The sequence below is a fragment of the Arthrobacter sp. NtRootA1 genome, assembly GCF_019976975.1.
Lineage (GTDB): Bacteria > Actinomycetota > Actinomycetes > Actinomycetales > Micrococcaceae > Arthrobacter > Arthrobacter aromaticivorans.
Genome location: NZ_AP024630.1, coordinates 687,038 through 705,178, shown reverse-complemented (window position 1 = coordinate 705,178; position 18,141 = coordinate 687,038). Strand labels below are relative to the sequence as shown.

Here is an 18,141-nt window from a genome sequence, read left to right as displayed (position 1 = left end):
GCCGGCGGGTACTGGCCCGCCGCTGTAGTCGCCCATCATTTCAGGCCCATACGGATGGCGCCGTCCAGCCTGATTGTCTCGCCGTTCAGCATGGCATTTTCGACGATGTGTGCCGCTAGATTGGCGTATTCGGCGGCGCGCCCTAGCCGGGCGGGGTGGGGAACCTGCTGGCCAAGGGATTCCTGGGCAGCTGGCGGCAACCCAGCCATCATGGGGGTTTCAAAGATCCCGGGCGCAATGGTGGCAACGCGGATAAGGGAGCGGGCGAACTCGCGGGCAAGAGGCAGTGTCATCGCCGCGACAGCACCTTTGGATGCGGCATAGGCGGGCTGGCCGATCTGCCCTTCGAAAGCCGCTACGGAGGCCGTGTTGATGATGACTCCGCGCTCCGGTCCGCCCAGTTCCGTGGAAACCGGCTCGCTTTCCACCATTGCTGCTGCTGCCAGGCGGATGACGTTGAAGGTTCCGACGAGGTTGATCTGAATGACCTTGTTGAAGGCTTCAAGGGGCAGAACGCCGTCGCGGCCCAGGACCTTGCCGGGCGTCGCGATGCCGGCGCAGTTAACAACTATTCGCAGGGTTCCCAGTGAAGCCGCGGCATCGACGGCGGCCTGCACCTGGGCTTCGTTGGTTACGTCTGCGGGGGCAAAGACGGCCTTGGGATCCGAGCCTCCGCGCGTAGAACCAGTCGCGTTGGCAGAACCAGCACCGTTCAACTCCGCCGCGTAATCCTCACCGGCAGAATTTGGCAGGTCCACCAGCACCACCGACGCCCCGCCGTCGAACAAGCGTTTGGCGGTTGCCGCGCCCAAGCCTGATGCCCCGCCGGTTACCAGCGCCACCGTGCCCTTGATGTCCATCCATCCTCCTTGATGCAGACTCAAATCCGTTAATGCATGTTAACTGGAATTGTGATCCAGCGCACCTCGGACCGCCCGATAGGCTGGTTCAATGCCCACCGAAAGCAACCCCGCCGGCCAGCAACCACCCACAACGGAGGCAGCAGTGTGGGCGATTCGCGCAGACGAGGCCGCCCGTTCCGTCACGCGACTCTTCGGCCGACGGCTGCTTTTCCTCCCAGGCACCCACATCGGCGCCGTCAGCATCCCCTCCCGCGGCATCCGCAGCCTTTTCGGTCCATGGCATTACTGGTGGCAGGCGCACTACGTCGACTGCCTGGTGGATACAGGCCGCCGGGAACTGGCCACCAAGAGAAGGTTCGACGGCGACTCCCACCCGAGCGCGGGACGGCTCGCTTCCCGGCTGGTCACCACCATCCGCCTCCGGAACTTCTTCAGGTTCGTCAACGATTACTACGACGACATGGCCTGGCTGGCACTGTCCACCCTCCGATTGGAAAAGCTGGCCGAGGAGACGCGAAAGCCCGGACGCCGCCGGAATGCCTATATTCGCCGGAAGCTAACGCTCCAATTCGATTCTGCTTCCACGGATGACCTGGGCGGCGGAACATTCTGGAGTACCAAGAGGGACTTCAAGAACACGCCCGCGACAGCCCCGGTTGCCCTGTACTACGCACGAACCGATCACCGTGAGCGGGCCCAAGCCCTGGTGAACTGGCTGAATGGCAAACTCCTTCACCCCGGCCGCGGCCTTTATCTTGATGGACTTCGCATACGGAATGGGGAGATCGTCCTTGAGGACGCGGTCTACACCTACAACCAAGGGCCAATCCTTGGGGCACTCCTGGAACTGGGCGGAGAGGAGAACCTGGAACGCGCCGCCCATCTGATCGAAGCCGTTGCGAGGGAGCTAACGGTGCCGGGCACGCAGGTAATCCATGGCGATGGAACCGGGGATGGGGGCCTCTTTAGCGGCATCCTAATCCGGTACCTGGCGCTCGCTGCCAGGGATCAGCGGCTCCAGGATTCCGCCCGAGACATCGCTAAAGTGCTCGTTCTCAGCACAGCCCAGGCCTTCTGGGATGGTCGCAGGGAGTCCAGCGGTGATCCCAAATCTCCGGGCCTCACCTTCTCCCCCAACCCGTTGCGACCGGCGAGTGAAACGTATCCGGCGGGGACCGCCGTCGAGCTCTCCACCCAACTCCAGGCGTGGATGACGCTGGAGGCAGCGGCCACGCTGGAAACTTAGTCCACGGTAATTACGGCACGCAATAGTTCCGTAATTGTTGTGATCCTCATCACTTAAACCCTCGTAGCTTTGGAAGCATAGGTTTGCCTAACCTACGCTTTTCTCAGCGGGCTCCCCAAACCCGTCCCGCTCACACGGACCCAAGCCCAAACTTGGCAATCTGTTCTTTGTTCGCAGAAAGAAGCCCTCATGAAGCTCTCCAAAAACGCGCTGGCGGGAATCGCCCTGCTCGCTTCCGCCGCCCTTGGCCTCACCGCCTGTGGTTCCAACGCTGGCACTGCTCCCACCGCTTCAGGTTCAGACGCGGCTGCCTCCGGCGAAGGCATCACGGTTTACAACGCACAGCATGAGAGCCTCACCAAGGAATGGGTGGACGCGTTCACCAAGGAAACCGGCATCAAGGTCACCATGCGGCAGGGCTCGGATACCGAACTCTCCAACCAGATCGTCCAGGAAGGTGCTGCCTCCCCGGCAGACGTTTTCCTCACCGAGAACTCACCCGCGATGGCGCAGGTTGAGAATGCCGGACTGTTTGCCGACGTAGACAAGGCGACTCTGGACCAGGTCCCCGCTGAATTCCGGCCTTCCACGGGCAAGTGGACCGGCATCGCAGCCCGCTCCACGGTCCTGGTTTACGACAAGAACAAGATCAGCGAAGACAAGCTGCCCAAGTCGATGCTGGACTTGGCGAACCCGGAGTGGAAGGGCAAGTGGGCCGCTTCGCCGTCGGGAGCCGACTTCCAGGCGATCGTCGCAGCGCTGCTTGAACTCAAGGGCGAAGCCGCTACGGAAGAGTGGCTCAAGGGCATGAAGGAAAACTTCAAAGCCTACAAGGGCAACAGCACGGCAATGAAGGCCGTCAACGCCGGCGAAGTGGACGCCGCACTGATCTACCACTATTACTACTATGGCGACCAGGCCAAGACCGGCGAGAACTCCAAGAACGTCACGCCGTACTTCTTCAAGAACCAGGATCCGGGCGCGTTCCTTTCAGTCTCCGGCGGCGGTGTCCTGAAGTCGTCCAAGAAGGCAGCCGATGCCCAGGCGTTCCTGAAGTTCATTACCGGCAAGAAGGGCCAGGAAGTCCTGAAGACCGGCACCTCATTCGAGTACGCCATCGCCTCGCAGGTGGACGCCAATGACAAGCTTGTCCCGATCAAGGACCTGCAGGCGCCCACGGTTGACCCGGCCAAGCTGAACTCCACAAAGGTCACCGATCTGATGACCAAGGCAGGACTCCTGTAATTCTGTGACCACTGATCTATCGGCTCCCGACCTCCCACAGTCGCCAGGGAGCACGACGACGGCGGGCAAGGGCAAGCGCCCTCGCCCGCCATTCGGCGTTTCCACGGTGTCGTTGTTGGCGGTGTTGATCGCCCTGTTTTCCCTGATGCCCCTGGGCTACGTCATCTTCATGACGGCAGCGACAGGCTGGGACACCGCCGTCGCACTTATCGTTCGCCCACGGGTGGGCGAACTGCTGTTGAACACCATCATGCTGATGGTCCTCACGGTGCCGTTGTGCCTCATTCTGGGTGTTGGCGGCGCCTGGCTGGTGGAGCGCACCAAGCTGCGTGGAAACCGGTGGTGGGCGGTTGCCCTGGCTGCACCGCTGGCCATTCCCGCCTTCGTCAACAGCTACGCGTGGGTCTCGGCTGTACCTTCCCTGCAGGGCATCTGGTCCGGCGTGCTGATCGCCACGTTGTCCTATTTCCCGCTGGTCTATATCCCTGCGGCGGCCACGCTGGGGCGGTTGGATCCGGCGATCGAACAATCTGCCGCATCGCTCGGACTCGGTACCTGGGCCGTGTTCTTCCGGGTAGTGCTCCCGCAGCTTCGTATCGCAATGACCGGCGGCGCGCTGCTGGTGGCGTTGCACCTCCTTGCCGAGTATGGCGCTTTCGCAATGATCCGCTTTGATACCTTCACGACGGCGATCATGGTCCAGTTCCAGTCGACGTTCAACGGCACTGCGGGAAACATGCTGGCCAGTGTCCTGGTCTTCCTCTGCCTGCTTCTTCTCCTTGCCGAAGTCAAGAGCCGGGGCACAGCCCGCTACGCGCGAATTGGCTCAGGCGCCCAAGCGAAAGCAACACGGGCGCCCTTGGGCGGATACCAGGCTCCGGCTCAGCTCGCTTTGCTGGCCCTGACTGCGCTGGCGTTTGGGCTTCCTGTCTGGTTCGTCCTGCGCTGGCTTTCTGCCGGAGGCGCCGAGGTATGGGCCGCCGACGAATTCCTGCCCGCGCTGCTGCAGACCCTCGTGTACGGGGCTGTCGGTGCCGCAGTTACCACGATCGTGGCTTTTCCCATGGCCTACTTGGCAGTCCGGCATCCCAGCTGGTTCAGCAAGATGCTCGAACTGTCCAACTATGTGACCAGCTCCCTGCCCGGCATTGTGGTTGGCCTCGCCTTCGTCACCGTCAGCATCCGCGCAGTCCCCGGCATCTATCAAAGTGCCGGCGTGCTGGTGGCCGCCTATGTCTTGCTCTTCCTTCCCCGCGCACTGGTCAACATCCGCTCCGGGCTGGCCCAGGCACCCAAGGAGCTCGATGAAGCCGCTCAATCCCTTGGCAAAGCTCCGCTGGTGTCCTTCTTCAGGGTGACGCTCCGGCTCACGGCGCCGGCGGCGGCAGGCGGGGCCGCGCTTGTCTTCCTTGCTATCGTCAACGAACTCACGGCCACCCTTCTTCTTTCGCCCAATGGAACCCGCACCCTGGCGACGGAGTTCTGGAGCAAGAGCAGCGAAATCGACTACGCCGGGGCTGCACCTTATGCGCTTTTGATGATCGTGCTTTCCGCCCCGATGACCTACCTTCTTTTCCAACAGTCCAAGAAAGTAGCCGGACAGTGACCGAACAATCTCCCTCCAGGCTCCCGTCACCGCGAGTGGCTCCCTCCATTGTGCCCACCACCAACACGCACTTGGACATCGCTGAGGTCACAAAGAACTTCGGTTCCCAGGCTGTCCTGAAGGGGGTCAATCTTTCGGTGGCCAAGGGTGGAACCACGGCCATTGTTGGTCCTTCAGGCTCCGGCAAAACCACACTGCTTCGCTTGATCGCGGGTTTTGAGCATCCAGACACCGGGACCATTGCGCTGAACGGATCAACGGTTGCGGGCAATGGAGTGTGGTTCCCTGCGCACAAACGACAAGTGGGATACGTCGCCCAGGATGGGGCTCTTTTCCCGCATCTGACCGTGGGACAGAACGTCGCTTTTGGTCTGGATTCCGGAAAGCTCGACGGCGGCCGCCGGGCCGTTGCTTCCCGTGTCCAGGAACTGCTCGAAATGGTGTCGCTGGACGCCTCGATGGCGAAGCGACGTCCGCACCAGTTGTCCGGTGGGCAGCAACAGCGCGTCGCCCTGGCACGTGCGCTGGCCCGCGAACCGGAGCTCATGTTGCTGGATGAACCCTTCTCCGCTCTTGACGCCGGGCTCCGTGTAGCTACGCGCCGGGCCGTTGCCAAGGTATTGAATGCGGCAGGGGTTACCACCATCCTGGTGACGCATGATCAAGCCGAAGCTCTTTCCTTTGCCGACCAAGTGGCCATCATGCGCGGAGGAAAACTGGCACAGATCGGCAACCCCTTTGTGGTCTATACGCGCCCGGCAGACCGCGCGACAGCCGAATTCCTCGGCGACGCCGTGATCCTGGACGCGTGGATGGAAGGATCCCTGGCCACCTGTTCCCTGGGCGGAATTCCGGTCCGCCGGCCACCGGCACAGGGCAAAGTTCAGCTCATGCTCCGCCCCGAGCAGATCCGGATCGCACCCGACGGCCCGATCCGGGGCGTGGTTGTGGACACTGACTACTTCGGTCCCGAGACCACCGTTCGAATACAGCTCTCCGCTTACACCGCGGCTGACGGCGTCTTATCCGGGAATGGCCACCGTTACCCCGGCGGAGGCGAGATCATCACCATCCGGCACTGGAACGCGTCCATCACCAAACCTGGAACTGTGCTCAGCCTTCGCGTGGTGGGCGAGGGTGTGGCGTTCCCGCCCGAGGCATGATTACTTAGGCCCTGACGCTACTGGGGCCCTGACGCCGGACGCTTCTTCTGCGGGTACGGTGCCTCGTGCCGAGCAAGCATCTCCACAAAACCGGCGATCTTGCGCTCCCTCGTGTCTGCCCTCTTGACGAGGTTGGTCCGGTGTATGAGAGCGAAGCGGTTTTGGGACGTCAGGACGTCGAACATGGCCTGCGCCTCGGGAACAGCCGCGATGGCAGCTGCGAGATCATCGGGAACCACTGAATCCGCGGGTCCGGCATAGGCAGCTTCCCATCGCCCGTCGGCTTTGGCAGCGTCCACGGCGGCCCACCCGGCGGCGGTCATTTTCCCTTCCTTGTCCAAGCGGGCAATGTGCCCAACGTTGCGTGCCGACCAGATACTGCGGCGGCCCCGTGGCGTCATGCGCTGGAAGTAGCTTTCGGCGTCGCGGCTCTTGGATTGGCCGTCGATCCAGCCGAAACAGAGCGCCTCGTCCAACGCGGCGTCGTAGTCCAACTCTGTGACGTTCCCGCCCTTTTTGTGCAGGACCAGCCACACGCCAGGACTGTCAACCGCGTGCTCCTCGAGCCACGCCCGCCACTCGGTGGCATCCTTGACGATCAATTCTTCGAGCTCGATAGGCATGGGTTCATTCTGTTGCAAACCGGACGGCATAGGCTGGAGGACGGAAGCCGAAATGCCAGTGAAGCCATGCCAGGAGGACCCATGTTGCGAGCCCGCCCCATCCACTTCACCTCACGCCCGGAACAGTGGGCTGAGCTGCTGGAAGCCTTGGGTCTGGTCTCCACCTTTGAGGACAAGGATTGGTTCGAGTTCGACGCCGGCTCCGGTCGCCTTGCGCTGCGTCGCGTACAGCATGACGCAGCGGCGCACGACCCCGCAGGTCCTCAGGATGGCACCACGGTCTTCGGCGTCGAGGTTGGCGTGCTGGACGAGTTTGCCCGGCGCACGCAGGAAGACGGGACCATCGCAGAGCTCACCGAGGCTTCGCACGGCCAGACCGTTCAGGTCACGGCCCGGGATGGCTTCACATTCCTGGCTGACCCCGCCCAACGAGCCGCGGACGGCACCTGGGCCACGTCGGACAAAGCAGACCCTGCTCTTGCCGTTGTAGCCATCTGGGTGAGTCCCGGCGTCGACGATTCCGCGCAGGAGCTTCGCAACATCGGCGCCCGGCCCCGGAGCTCGGATGACGAATCAGCAACCTTCACAACCAAAAACGGCGGAATCCTGCGTGTGATCCACGGTGCGGCTGCGGAGTCCGGCGACCTCGCTTTTGAATACGACGGCGATCTGGACCCTCTGCTGCTCAGACTCCACGAAGCAGGAATAGAGGCGCGGATCAGCGAGGGCGTGCTGTACGTCGCCAACCCTGATGCTGTGGGCGGCTCCGCGCCGGCGTCAATCGTGGTTGAGCGGACGCCGGACGTGCGCAACCAAACATAGCCAGCAGCTTAATGCGGCAGCACCCGGGGGCCCTGCCACCGAACTTCGGCCTGGGATGGGGTAGAACTTAACCATGAGCGTACGTACACCCGACCCGTATCCAGGCTGGCTTTCCGACGAAGACCTCTTCGAAGCCCGCGGCCGTCTTCCCATGGTTTACGTGGAGGCAGTCCCCGTCCGCCTTGATCCGCTCGGGTACGTCAATGAAGTCGGCTCCCTCCTGCAGGGTGACGCCGACGGCAACATGGTGCGCTACCTCGTCTCCGGGCGTGTCCTCTACCGTGAAACCATCCGTGCAGCCCTGCTGCGGCACATGGAAAAAGACCTCGGCCCCCTTGCATTCCCGCAGCTTCCCATCAGCCCCGTTCCCTTCACTGTGGCCGAATACTTCCCCGCGCCGTCCCAGACGGGATTCACCGACGACCGCCAACACGCGGTGTCGCTGGTCTTCATCATCCCGGTCACTGGGGAATGCGAACCGCGCCAGGACGCCCTGGAACTCACGTGGATGACGCCGCAGGAAGTCCTGAGCGAGGACGTGCAGCAGGAGTTCGAGGGCGGCCGCGGGAACCTGGTGCGCCAGGCGCTGGCTTTCTCCGGCATCGTCCTTTAGCTCGGCATCGTCGTCTAGCTCCGTCGTCGTCCTCTAGCGGGTCCCGACCTCCCTCGGCGGCCGGAGTTTGTAGACTGGACGGCGGACCGCAAGAGAACCAAAGGACTTCCGATGACTCACAGCCCAGCCTCACAGCAATACCGCGAAAAGCAGGCTGGGGACCTGCAACCCGGAGACTTTGTGTTCCTGCCCGGAGACGGGCCCGCCGAGGAAATCGGCACTATCGAGGTCCAGAACGATGATTACGGCGTACCCGCGCTGCTGCTCGTGACAACGGTCGACGGCGCTGCGGTACGGGTCGCTCTGGGGTCCAGTGTGCCCGTGGGGGACGGAGTTTCCGCTGGCTTGGGAACGTCTGACGCTTCCGCAGTTGGTGTTCCAGAATCCGAAGCCGCCACCGGTTCCAGCACCTCCGCGGAAGACGACCTGGACCCTGAAGCTGGGCCCGCCGTCGTCGTCCCGCCGCGCCCGGAGACGCCGCCTGCGCTCGCGCCGGTCCCGGAAGAGCTTGCGCTGATCCCCGAGCCGGAGGGGACGCCTGAAGCTGTGGTCCGGGCCGCCGTCGCCAATCACAAGGGCAAGAACGGCGTCCAGGTGCTCGCCGAGAGGCTGGCCAAGGGTATCAACACCAAGTCTGGAAGCTGCCTCCGGGACCTCAGTAATTTGGCGTTCGATCTCTGCATCGTGCTGCGCGACCCGGATAATGCCCTGAGGGTGGCGGATCTCCTGAACGTGCTCCCCTTTGACGGCAACCCCGACCGCTGGGCGTCGATTGAACGCGCGCTGGCACTCTCCAGTTTTATTTGCCGGGAGGGCGGACAAACCGAACGAGCGGCTGTATACGAGAAATTGCTGCGCGCCCATGAGTCAGAGGAAACGGACCCCTTCAAGGCGCGCATCGCCGCCAAGGTCCGCCAGCGCGCACTGAACGAACCGAATCTGTACGACAAGGAAATCTTCCGCGCAATCGACAACGGCAACCATGAAGCTGAGCGGGAATGGCGCTTCCTTCGCCTGGAATCGCTGCTGTTCCTGCGGGCCCACGGTGGATCCGAAACCCTGGGAGAAGAGGAATTGGGCCGTCGGATCGGCATCGAACTGGATGCAGTGCGCGCCTGAACATTTCAAGACCTGTTTTATGGACGCGAACGGCGGTAGATTCGGGGCCATGACGAACAATCTGAGCGTTGTGGTTAATGCCGACGCGCAGCAGGTTTGGACAATGCTGCGCGAACCCTCGCTGGTGGCTCAATGGCACGGGTGGGAAGCCGATGACCTCGCCGACGAAATCAAACAGATCTACTTCCATCCCGATGTGGTGGAAAATCCGGATCACACCAAGCTGACGGTCCATGGCGGGGATGAATTTGAACTCCATCCCGTTTCCGGCGGCACCGAAGTCAAGGTAACGCGCGCAGCGCTGGACCACGATTCCGAGTGGGCTGAGTGGGACGAGGACATCACCCAAGGGTGGCTCACGTTCCTGCAACAACTCCGTTTCGCCCTTGAGAGGCACCCGCACGGTCAGCGGCGAACGCACTTCGTATCGCTTCCAGGCAGCGGTGGTCCGGCCATCGAGAAGCTGGGGCTGGGCGATCTCCCGCCGGTCGGCGATGACTACTCCCTCACACTTGGCACCGGCGAGAAAATCTCCGGCCGCGTGTGGTTCAAGAGCCGGCACCAAGTGGGCCTCACCGTACACAGCTACGCGGAGCACGGCGATGGGCTGCTAATCGTGGCGGAGCAGCTGCCGATTCCGGAGAAAAGGCCCGACGGCGGCTCCATGGTGATTGCCTCCACGTACGAGTTGGGGGCTCACACCTTGGCGGACATCCGGTCGTCGTGGGACAACTGGAAGGCTGAGAACTACAGCTCCTAGGCGGGCTCCGCAGGTTACCCGCGGTAAAGCTGGCACACTTGGTAGCGTGCCAGCTTCCGCTTTCCTGCCCTCGTCCTCTCCGTCCACTGCCTTGCCGGGTACTTCTTCACGGGCATCCGGGTTCTCCTTTTCGGTGGGCCAGCGCCTGACCGAAACGTGTTCGCCGTCGGACGCGTTGGTCGACGCCAATGGCGGCACTTTCCTGGGCCGAACCGGAACTATCACCACCCCGCACGGAACCATCCAGACGCCCGCGTTTATCGCCGTCGGGACCAAAGCGACGGTCAAGGCCGTGCTGCCCGAGTCCATTGCCGGGCTGGGTGCGCAGGCAGTGCTCGCCAACGCCTACCATCTATACCTGCAGCCGGGTCCGGAGATTCTCGACGCCGCCGGCGGGCTGGGCGCTTTCATGAATTGGTCCGGGCCGACGTTCACGGATTCAGGTGGGTTCCAGGTCATGAGCCTGGGCTCGGGCTTCAAGAAGGTCATCGACATGAAGAATGTGGACACGTCGGGGCCCGATGACGCGGTGGCACCTGGCAAGGAACGGCTGGCACACATTGATGACGACGGCGTGTGGTTCAAGTCGCACCTCAACGGGGACCGGCATCGCTTCTCCCCCGAGATCTCCATGCAGGTCCAGCATCAGATCGGCGCTGACATTATGTTCGCGTTCGACGAGCTGACAACCTTGCAGAACTCCCGGGCGTACCAGGAGGAGTCGCTGGAGCGGACGCGTTTGTGGGCACTGCGGTGTTTGGAAGAACATGCCCGTTTGACTTCCGCCCGCGTCGGGAAGCCGTACCAGGCGCTGTTCGGCGTGATCCAGGGTGCGCAATACGAGGACCTGCGCCGAAAGGCCTGCCGGGACCTCGGGGCCATGCCCTTTGATGGATACGGGATCGGCGGCGCGTTGGAGAAGGAGAACCTGGGCACCATCGTGCGGTGGTGCAATGAGGAACTTCCCGAGGACAAGCCACGGCACCTGCTGGGCATTTCCGAGCCGGACGATATCTTTACGGCAATCGAGAATGGGGCCGACACCTTCGACTGCGTCTCACCCACCCGTGTGGCCCGGAATTCCGCGTTCTATACGCCCTCCGGCCGGTTCAACCTATCCGGTGCCCGCTATAAGGCCGATTTCGGACCGCTGCAGGATGACTGCGACTGTTACACCTGCGGAAACTATTCGCGTGCGTACATCCACCACCTGTACAAGGCGAAGGAGATGGTCTCGGCGACACTGATTTCGATCCACAACGAGCGCTTCGTGGTGAAGATGGTGGACGATGCGCGGTTGGCCATCGAGTCCGGGGATTTCTTCGAGTTCAAAGCTGAGACGCTGGGCCGGTACTACTCGAAAGGCAGGGCGTCGTAGCTTAGTACGGCTAGGCCGCGACTACCCCGTAGCTCGGCTCGCGCTTCTTGATCCAGCCAACAACCATTACGGTGACAGGCACGAACAGGAACTCCACGCCGGTCTTGTAGACGAAGCCCACCAAGACGTAGTTGGCGAACATTCCAAAGTCCGTGATGCCAATGACCGAGGCCGCGATGCTGCAGAAAATCAGGGTGTCCACGAATTCACCCACCACGGAGGAACCCATAAGGCGCGCCCAAAGCGTCTTTTCACCGGTGCGTGCCTTCATCTTCACCAGGATCCAGGAGTTGATGGTCTGTCCGGCGAGGAAAGCCAGCAGCGAGGCAAGGACGATCTGCGGCACGGGTCCAAGCGCCCCCTCGATTGCTGCCTGCTTCGCGGTTCCATATTCGTCGTCGAAGCCGGGCAGCGCGATGATCACCCAGTAGCAAAGCGAGGCGAACACCGAGAGCGCGAACGACGTGACGATGGCTTTGCGCGCAACCTTGAAGCCATAGACCTCGCTCATTACGTCGCCCAGGATGTAGGCCAGCGGGAACAGGAAGAACCCGCCATCTGTGATGATGGGGCCGAGTACCACTCCCTTGGAAGCGCCAATGTTGGACAGGATCAGCACCACGGCCATGATGGCCAACATGATGCCGAAGTATGGGGAGCCGATCGAAGCGAAGCGGGGTGCGGGCTTGCTCAATGTGCTGGAGCCAGAGGGCGAGGTCATGGGTCATCCATTTCGTAGTGGTTCGCGCAGGCGCCCGTGAAGCACGGCGCCCCGCTGTATTAGCACTGTGGTTGGTGAGGCATTCAGCCCGACACCGGTTTTATTGTCCCACCCCCGGATGCTCTCTCACATCCCACACCGTTTTGGCCCATCCCTCTCTCACATAACCGAGGGCTTTTCTGGATCCTCGCTCACATAATCCCCCCGTTTGGCGAATGCTCGTTCATATCACTCGATCACGCCAATGGTCATGAGTGGCGACAATGGAAGTCGAAGTATCGGGGAACCCTGTCCGAGTAGTCAGCGTAGGACTGGCCGAATTCCCGCCGAAGCATCTTCTCTTCCCACAACGTGCCAAAGTGTTCCACCAGGATTCCAGCGGGCAAAGTAGCGAGCGTCCAGGGAGAACCTCTAAAGATCCCCACGCCCGAGTGGATCAGCCACCACCCGAGGTACATCGGATGGCGGCTGGCGGCATAGGGACCGGTGGTGACCAGACCCTCGGGGCGCTCCAACGAAAAGGTGCCGGTCGTTTGGCGCCGACGTTCCGCCACGGCCCACGCGGTAAAACCAACCCCTGCCAGAGCCAAGCCGAGGCCGACGGTTCTGCGCACGGTCCCGGGCGCTTGAACAGGAGCAGGATGCAGACGGTCAAGGGCCGCATCCAGCACCAAGCCAACCACTTGGCCCGGTGGCAGTGGGGTGGTCCGGTAGAGGCTGCCCAAAGCGCGCACTGTCCGGTCGATCGACCCGAGAACGGAGGCCATGCCTGAAGACTAATCGCACCTGGCCCACATCCACCAGCCACTCATTTGTGCTGAAAGGGACTGCCCGAAATCTCGCCCCACAGGCTTCGGAGCAAGCGGCCCTGTGTGAGACCGCATTGCCCCAAAACCGGCGATGATCTGCGAGAGGAACGCCCAAAACCGGTGGTTATCTGCGAGAGGAACGCCCAAAACCGGTGATGGTCTACGAGAGGAACACCCAAAACCGGCGACCACCTGCCAGAGGAACACCCAAAACCGGCGATGATCTGCGAGAGGAACGCCCGAAACCGGTGGTTATCTGCGAGAGGAACACCCAAAACCGGCGATGATCTGCGAGAGGAACACCCAAAACCGGCGATGGTCTGCGAGAGGAACGCCCAAAACCGGGGATCATCTGCGAGAGGATCACTCAAAACCTAAGGAAGTGTTAGGAAATCGCTTCCGGCGTTGGCTGTGCCCTGTATCACCCATAGTTTGGATCATGTCCTCTTCACCCATGGAGGACCTTTCTTAGTCGACGAAGAGCCATGCCCAAGGACGCCATGAGCACGAGCTTCATGGACAGAACGAACTCATGCAAGACACGGCCGCGGCAAAACGCTGCCGTCCAGGAAGGTTCATTGATGAGCACCCAACAAGTTGCGTCCCTCAGCGAGGCCGCACAGACACGCAAGGCCGTGAGCAATATCCTCAAGGGCTCCGCGGGCAACCTCGTGGAGTGGTTCGATCTCTACGTCTATACGGTTTTCGCGGCGTATTTCCAGTCGCACTTTTTCAACTCCTCTGACGATCTGCAGGCTGGCCTTGAAGCGATGGCGGTCTTCTCGACGTCGTTCCTCATGCGTCCCATCGGCAGCTGGTTCTTCGGCCGTTACGCCGACCGCAAGGGCCGCAAGGCCGCTCTGACCCTCAGCGTGACCATGATGTCGGCGGGTTCGTTTGCCATTGCGCTCCTGCCAACCCAGGACGTGATTGGGCTCTGGGCACTGATCCTGCTGGTCTTTATCCGCGTCGTGCAGGGCTTCTCGGTGGGCGGCGAATACGGCACCAGCGCCACCTATATGTCCGAGGCTGCCACTGCCAAGCGCCGCGGTTTCTTCTCCAGCTTCCAGTACGTAACGCTCATTGGCGGGCAGATGCTGGCCCTCCTGGTGCTGGTGATCCTGCAGAACACCATGAGCAAGGAAGACCTGACGGCCTGGGGCTGGCGCATTCCTTTTGCGATTGGTGGCGTCGCTGCGTTGGTTGTCCTCTGGCTTCGCCGGTCCATGGAAGAGACGCTTTCCGCCGATCAGCTCCGCGCCGCGCACGTGAAGGTTGAAGGCGAGGCACAGCCGGGGACCATGAAACTGCTGTTCACCAAGCACTGGAAGCCGCTGCTCATCTGCATTGGTATCACGCTCGGTGGCACCGTGGCGTTCTACACGTACACCAACTTCATCCTGAAGTTCATGAACGATACGTCCGGAATCGCCAAGACCGATACCTCCGTCATCAACTTCTGGGCATTGTTCATCTTCATGTTGCTCCAGCCGGTCTATGGCTTGATTTCGGACAAGATCGGCCGCAAGCCGCTGCTGATTTGGTTCGGCGTTACGGGTGTACTGTTCACATGGCCGTTGCTCTCCACGCTGTCCGGAACCAAGGATCCGTTTATGGCGTTCCTGCTCATGCTGGGCGGCCTGCTCATGGTTGGCGGCTACACCTCCATCAATGCGCTGGTGAAGGCTGAGCTGTTCCCGGCATCGATCCGGGCCCTGGGTGTCGGCCTGGGATATGCGATCGCGAACTCGCTGTTCGGCGGCACGGTTCCGCTGATTGGCGCCGCTCTGCAGAAGGCCGGGCAGGTGGACATGTTCTTCACCTATGTGACTGCCGCGATCTTCATCTCGCTGCTTGTATACATCTTCGCGTTGAAGAACAAGAAAGCGACGCACTTGGACGCCGAGCAGGGAAGCGCCTTCGCCGCGAAGGGCTCTGCCTCGCACGAAGCCGACGAGGACAAGAAGGACCTGGCCAACGCCTAAAACCTGCTGTGCCAGCGCCTAGAACGGCTGGCTTGTGAGGCCCGTTCTGCGCCCTTTGGACACTCCGAGGGGCGCAGAACGGGCCTCACAACGTTAAGCTCGAGTAGCGAACCAGCCCACCAGCCCACCAGCCCCAAAGGATCACACAGTGCACGTGCTCATCGTCGAGGATGACGACGCCATGGCGTCGGCCTTGAGTGCTGCCGTTGCATCCGCCGGCCACAAAGCCACAAGAGTGTCCCGTGGCGAAGACGCACTCCTGGGGCATCGGCACCACGAAGTGATCCTGCTCGATCTGGGACTGCCGGACCTGGACGGCTTGGATGTCCTACGGAAACTGCGCCAGGTAACCCAGGTCCCCATCCTGATCCTGACTGCGCGCGACGACGAGCGCAGTGTGGTCCTGGGCCTTCGATCCGGGGCCGACGACTATCTGGTCAAGCCTGTGAAGCTCGTGGAATTGCTGGCCAGGATCGAAGCGGTGACACGCCGGACCAACCGTGCTGGGCAGGCTGCACCGCACAGCATCGTGGTGGGAAACGTCAGCGTGGACCTCGACCGCCGGAAAGCAGCTGTTGGCGAAAGGGAACTCTCCCTGACCGCAACAGAGTTCGAACTCCTCAGCCTCCTGGCAAGGCACGCAGGATCCGTAGTGACAAGGGAACAGATCCTCGATGCCCTCTGGGGTGACGCTTTCCTCGCAAATTCCCGGTCCTTGGATGTGCACCTCACGGGCCTGCGGTCCAAGCTCCAACTTCCCGGCTTCATCATCAACGTCCGCGGGGTCGGTTACCGCGTCGAGCAGCCGTGAAAATCCGTGTCCTGGCCATCCTGAGCGTGATCTCAGTGCTCATAGTGGTCACCGTGTCCAGCGTGATCCTGACATCGGCCGGCAGGGAGCTCACCCAGGAACTCCAGATCAACCGCGTCACGTCATTGAACCGGTTTGCCCAGCTCGCCAATGACGCTTCGTCGGACAACGACACCACCCAGCTGCAACGCGAAATGGATCGCTATTCCGAGCTCTACGGTGAGGGCATCCTGGTCCGGCTCCAGCAGCAGACAGTGCGCTCAGGGGACCTGAGCGAGGACCGCGCCGAAGTCCGTGACGCCCTGAACCGGGCCAGTTTGAACCTCAGCGACACCACGCTCAGCCCGATCAGGCCCTTCGGATCCGGCACGGAGGTTATCTCGAGGTCCTTCGGCACAGCCAGCCAGGTGCTCGGGGAGGCGGTCCTTGAAGTCAATCCCGAAGCGGCCCGGGAGAAGCTACGGGAGCGGTGGCTCGTCGTCGGGCTTGCGGCGGTTGCGCTCGGGGCGCTCCTCCTGTTGGCAGCGGCCCGCATCACCGGCTGGGTCCTGCGGCCGGTCCATCGACTGAGCCTCGCCGTCCACGAACTTGAGACGACGGGCAAGACGAGCCACCTTCCCGACGCCGGTCCGCCCGAGTTGCGGGAGCTGAGCCGCTCGTTCACCGCAATGGCCAACACAGTGACCGAGAGCATCGATTCGCAGCGCCAACTGATCGCCGACACCTCTCACGAACTACGGAACCCGGTGGGTGCCTTGCGGCTCCGGATCGATCTGCTGCAACTGGCACTGAAGTCGGAGCCCGAGAAAGCCGCCGCGGCAGGCGTGGTTGCTGAGCTTGAGCGTGTGGAGGCAATTCTCGACGGCGTGCTGAAGCTGGCGACGGCGGAACACCGCGCTTTCGAGGGATCGACGCGCGCGGACCAAGAAGCAGAACACAAACACCATTCGGTGATCGACCCGTTCCCAATCCTGCAAGGAGAGGTGGAGCGGGCGATGCCGGCTGCTGAACGCGCGGGTTCCGTGATCACGCTGGCGCAGCCGGAGCAACCGCTCCACCTCGCCTGCAATCCGGACGAGCTAGCGCATATGGTGGGTGAACTTCTGACCAACGCCATCAAGTACGCCCCTGGCTCCCGGATCACAGTGGCAACGAACCAAACAAAAGGAGGGCTCGCCGTCGTGGTTTCCGACGACGGCCCTGGGCTTTCCGCTGAGCAGCGCACCGCATCCACAACGCGGTTTTGGCGGGCGCCGCAGCACAGCAAGATCCCCGGGAACGGCTTGGGCATGACGATCGTGGACCGCCTGGCCCATGCCAACAGCGGCGAGCTTGTGCTGGAAGGAAGACAGCCACACGGATTGACGGCAAGACTTGAATTCCGGCAGCCGTCCGGAGGCGAGGATGGATAGCCGGATCATGCCAAGGCGGGCTGCGCTCAGGGCCGGTCTGTCAGTTGGATTGGCGGGCCTTTTGCTGCCGGTATCAACCGCTTGCACTCCTGACGAGAAGCCGCAAAGGCTGACGGTCGCCGGCGGTGAACCCGGTGGCTTCTACCTGGAGTTCGCAACGTTGTTCGCGGAGTTGCTCCAACGCGAGGGTGTGGCCCAAACCGCCGTGCCGCTGACCACCGGAGGAAGCCTGGAGAACATCCGGCGGGTGTTGTCAGGTGAGGCGACGTTCGCCGTCGCCCTTGCGGATGCAGCTGCCCAGGCTGCGGCCACCCCGCAGCCTGGCGGGAATCTTGTGGCGCTCGGAAAGGTGTACCAAAACTACGTCCACTGCATCGTGCGGGAGGATAGCGGTCTTCGCTCCTTCGCCGATCTCGCCGGAAAGACGGCCGGTGTTGGCGAGGTGGGCTCCGGAACATCGTTGACTGTTCCCCGCATCATCTCCGCAGCCCCGGCTGACATGGGCCTCAAGCAAGTGAATCTCGGGCTGAACCAGGGGCTCGCAGCCCTCCGGGACGGCTCCATTGATGCCCTCTTCTGGTCTGGCGGCGTGCCAACCGCTGCCATCGCGTCCACTGCCAATGAGGTTGGTCTCCGGTTGATCGACTTGTCCGAGCACATCAAGGCCATGCGCGAGCAGTATGGCGTTTTCTACGATCGCGTCCTGATCCCCGCCAAGAGCTACGGGGACGCAGCTGCCACGTGGACCGTGGGCGTGGCCAACCTGCTCCTTTGCCGCAGCGACCTTGCCGATCACGTGGTTTCGGAGACCGTGGAACTGCTAGTGGAACGGGCCCAGGAGCTGGTCCCGAAGACGAGCACGGGCGTGCAGTTCCTCAGCCCCGAGACCCTCATCAACACCGCTGGCGTGCCCCTTCACCCAGCCGCCAAGGCAACGTACCGCCGCCTGCACGGCTAAGGCCGCT

17 protein-coding genes are annotated in these 18,141 nt (G+C 62.3%); 13 read left to right on the top strand and 4 right to left on the bottom strand.

Annotated elements, in window-relative coordinates; genetic code table 11:
* Window positions 1-35: 35 nt before the first annotated feature.
* Window positions 36-860 carry an SDR family NAD(P)-dependent oxidoreductase gene (locus LDN90_RS03435; protein ID WP_223947921.1) on the bottom strand — a complete coding sequence of 275 codons (825 nt, stop codon included), beginning with the start codon at window positions 858-860 and terminating at the stop codon, window positions 36-38.
* 91 nt (window positions 861-951) lie between these two features.
* Here LDN90_RS03435 and LDN90_RS03430 point away from each other — a divergent pair, with 91 nt between their 5' ends.
* The 4 genes from LDN90_RS03430 to LDN90_RS03415 all read left to right on the top strand — a co-directional run bounded on the left by LDN90_RS03430 (window position 952) and on the right by LDN90_RS03415 (window position 6,123).
* The gene (locus tag LDN90_RS03430; protein WP_223947920.1) at window positions 952-2,109 is read left to right on the top strand and encodes a glycoside hydrolase family 76 protein; all 1,158 of its coding nucleotides are present in this window, start codon (window positions 952-954) and stop codon (window positions 2,107-2,109) included.
* A gap of 189 nt (window positions 2,110-2,298) precedes the next feature.
* Window positions 2,299-3,354, top strand: a complete 1,056-nt coding sequence (locus tag LDN90_RS03425) for an iron ABC transporter substrate-binding protein (protein ID WP_223947919.1) — start codon at window positions 2,299-2,301, stop codon at window positions 3,352-3,354.
* A gap of 4 nt (window positions 3,355-3,358) precedes the next feature.
* Window positions 3,359-4,960, top strand: coding sequence for an iron ABC transporter permease (locus LDN90_RS03420; protein WP_223947918.1), 1,602 nt, complete (start codon window positions 3,359-3,361; stop codon window positions 4,958-4,960).
* A complete protein-coding gene (locus LDN90_RS03415) occupies window positions 4,957-6,123 on the top strand; it encodes an ABC transporter ATP-binding protein (protein ID WP_216921631.1) in 1,167 nt (388 codons plus the stop codon). The genes LDN90_RS03420 and LDN90_RS03415 overlap by 4 nt, the downstream gene beginning before the upstream one ends.
* 17 nt (window positions 6,124-6,140) lie before the next feature.
* Here the strand turns inward: LDN90_RS03415 and LDN90_RS03410 are convergent, their stop codons facing one another.
* Window positions 6,141-6,746, bottom strand: a complete 606-nt coding sequence (locus LDN90_RS03410) for a YdeI/OmpD-associated family protein (RefSeq protein ID WP_223947917.1) — start codon at window positions 6,744-6,746, stop codon at window positions 6,141-6,143.
* An 81-nt stretch (window positions 6,747-6,827) separates the two neighbouring features.
* Between LDN90_RS03410 and LDN90_RS03405 the strand changes: the two genes are divergently transcribed.
* The 5 genes from LDN90_RS03405 (at window position 6,828) to tgt (ending at window position 11,438) form a co-directional block, all read left to right on the top strand.
* Window positions 6,828-7,568 carry a hypothetical protein gene (locus LDN90_RS03405; protein WP_223947916.1) on the top strand — a complete coding sequence of 247 codons (741 nt, stop codon included), beginning with the start codon at window positions 6,828-6,830 and terminating at the stop codon, window positions 7,566-7,568.
* A 73-nt stretch (window positions 7,569-7,641) separates the two neighbouring features.
* On the top strand, window positions 7,642-8,181 hold the full coding sequence (locus tag LDN90_RS03400; protein ID WP_216921639.1) for an NUDIX hydrolase family protein: 540 nt from the start codon (window positions 7,642-7,644) through the stop codon (window positions 8,179-8,181).
* A 111-nt stretch (window positions 8,182-8,292) separates the two neighbouring features.
* Complete coding sequence (locus LDN90_RS03395) at window positions 8,293-9,300, top strand: DUF6707 family protein (RefSeq protein WP_223947915.1); 1,008 nt, start codon at window positions 8,293-8,295, stop codon at window positions 9,298-9,300.
* A 49-nt stretch (window positions 9,301-9,349) separates the two neighbouring features.
* On the top strand, window positions 9,350-10,060 hold the full coding sequence (locus tag LDN90_RS03390) for an SRPBCC domain-containing protein (RefSeq protein ID WP_223947914.1): 711 nt from the start codon (window positions 9,350-9,352) through the stop codon (window positions 10,058-10,060).
* A 46-nt stretch (window positions 10,061-10,106) separates the two neighbouring features.
* Window positions 10,107-11,438 (top strand): tRNA guanosine(34) transglycosylase Tgt, encoded by a 1,332-nt coding sequence (tgt, locus tag LDN90_RS03385; protein WP_223947913.1) that lies wholly within the window; start codon window positions 10,107-10,109, stop codon window positions 11,436-11,438.
* 10 nt (window positions 11,439-11,448) lie between these two features.
* Here the strand turns inward: tgt and LDN90_RS03380 are convergent, their stop codons facing one another.
* Window positions 11,449-12,159, bottom strand: coding sequence for a queuosine precursor transporter (locus LDN90_RS03380; RefSeq protein WP_223947912.1), 711 nt, complete (start codon window positions 12,157-12,159; stop codon window positions 11,449-11,451).
* A 248-nt stretch (window positions 12,160-12,407) separates the two neighbouring features.
* On the bottom strand, window positions 12,408-12,926 hold the full coding sequence (locus LDN90_RS03375) for an isoprenylcysteine carboxylmethyltransferase family protein (RefSeq protein WP_223947911.1): 519 nt from the start codon (window positions 12,924-12,926) through the stop codon (window positions 12,408-12,410).
* 623 nt (window positions 12,927-13,549) lie between these two features.
* Here LDN90_RS03375 and LDN90_RS03370 point away from each other — a divergent pair.
* The 4 genes from LDN90_RS03370 to LDN90_RS03355 all read left to right on the top strand — a co-directional run bounded on the left by LDN90_RS03370 (window position 13,550) and on the right by LDN90_RS03355 (window position 18,134).
* The gene (locus tag LDN90_RS03370; protein WP_223947910.1) at window positions 13,550-14,953 is read left to right on the top strand and encodes an MFS transporter; all 1,404 of its coding nucleotides are present in this window, start codon (window positions 13,550-13,552) and stop codon (window positions 14,951-14,953) included.
* Window positions 14,954-15,101: 148 nt separating this feature from the next.
* Window positions 15,102-15,764, top strand: a complete 663-nt coding sequence (locus LDN90_RS03365) for a response regulator transcription factor (RefSeq protein WP_216921659.1) — start codon at window positions 15,102-15,104, stop codon at window positions 15,762-15,764.
* The gene (locus LDN90_RS03360; RefSeq protein ID WP_223947909.1) at window positions 15,761-17,176 is read left to right on the top strand and encodes a HAMP domain-containing sensor histidine kinase; all 1,416 of its coding nucleotides are present in this window, start codon (window positions 15,761-15,763) and stop codon (window positions 17,174-17,176) included. Before LDN90_RS03365 ends, LDN90_RS03360 begins: the two co-directional genes overlap by 4 nt.
* Before the next feature lie 7 nt (window positions 17,177-17,183).
* Window positions 17,184-18,134, top strand: coding sequence for a TAXI family TRAP transporter solute-binding subunit (locus LDN90_RS03355; protein ID WP_223947908.1), 951 nt, complete (start codon window positions 17,184-17,186; stop codon window positions 18,132-18,134).
* Window positions 18,135-18,141 lie beyond the last annotated feature (7 nt).

Coding starts and splice junctions, on each gene's coding strand:
- LDN90_RS03435 (WP_223947921.1), bottom strand. CDS start 860: ATGGACATCAAGGGCACGGTGGCGCTGGTAACCGGCGGGGCATCAGGC.
- LDN90_RS03355 (WP_223947908.1), top strand. CDS start 17,184: ATGCCAAGGCGGGCTGCGCTCAGGGCCGGTCTGTCAGTTGGATTGGCG.
- LDN90_RS03425 (WP_223947919.1), top strand. CDS start 2,299: ATGAAGCTCTCCAAAAACGCGCTGGCGGGAATCGCCCTGCTCGCTTCC.
- LDN90_RS03380 (WP_223947912.1), bottom strand. CDS start 12,159: ATGACCTCGCCCTCTGGCTCCAGCACATTGAGCAAGCCCGCACCCCGC.
- LDN90_RS03405 (WP_223947916.1), top strand. CDS start 6,828: ATGTTGCGAGCCCGCCCCATCCACTTCACCTCACGCCCGGAACAGTGG.
- LDN90_RS03370 (WP_223947910.1), top strand. CDS start 13,550: ATGAGCACCCAACAAGTTGCGTCCCTCAGCGAGGCCGCACAGACACGC.
- LDN90_RS03410 (WP_223947917.1), bottom strand. CDS start 6,746: ATGCCTATCGAGCTCGAAGAATTGATCGTCAAGGATGCCACCGAGTGG.
- LDN90_RS03375 (WP_223947911.1), bottom strand. CDS start 12,926: ATGGCCTCCGTTCTCGGGTCGATCGACCGGACAGTGCGCGCTTTGGGC.
- LDN90_RS03390 (WP_223947914.1), top strand. CDS start 9,350: ATGACGAACAATCTGAGCGTTGTGGTTAATGCCGACGCGCAGCAGGTT.
- LDN90_RS03430 (WP_223947920.1), top strand. CDS start 952: ATGCCCACCGAAAGCAACCCCGCCGGCCAGCAACCACCCACAACGGAG.
- LDN90_RS03400 (WP_216921639.1), top strand. CDS start 7,642: ATGAGCGTACGTACACCCGACCCGTATCCAGGCTGGCTTTCCGACGAA.
- LDN90_RS03395 (WP_223947915.1), top strand. CDS start 8,293: ATGACTCACAGCCCAGCCTCACAGCAATACCGCGAAAAGCAGGCTGGG.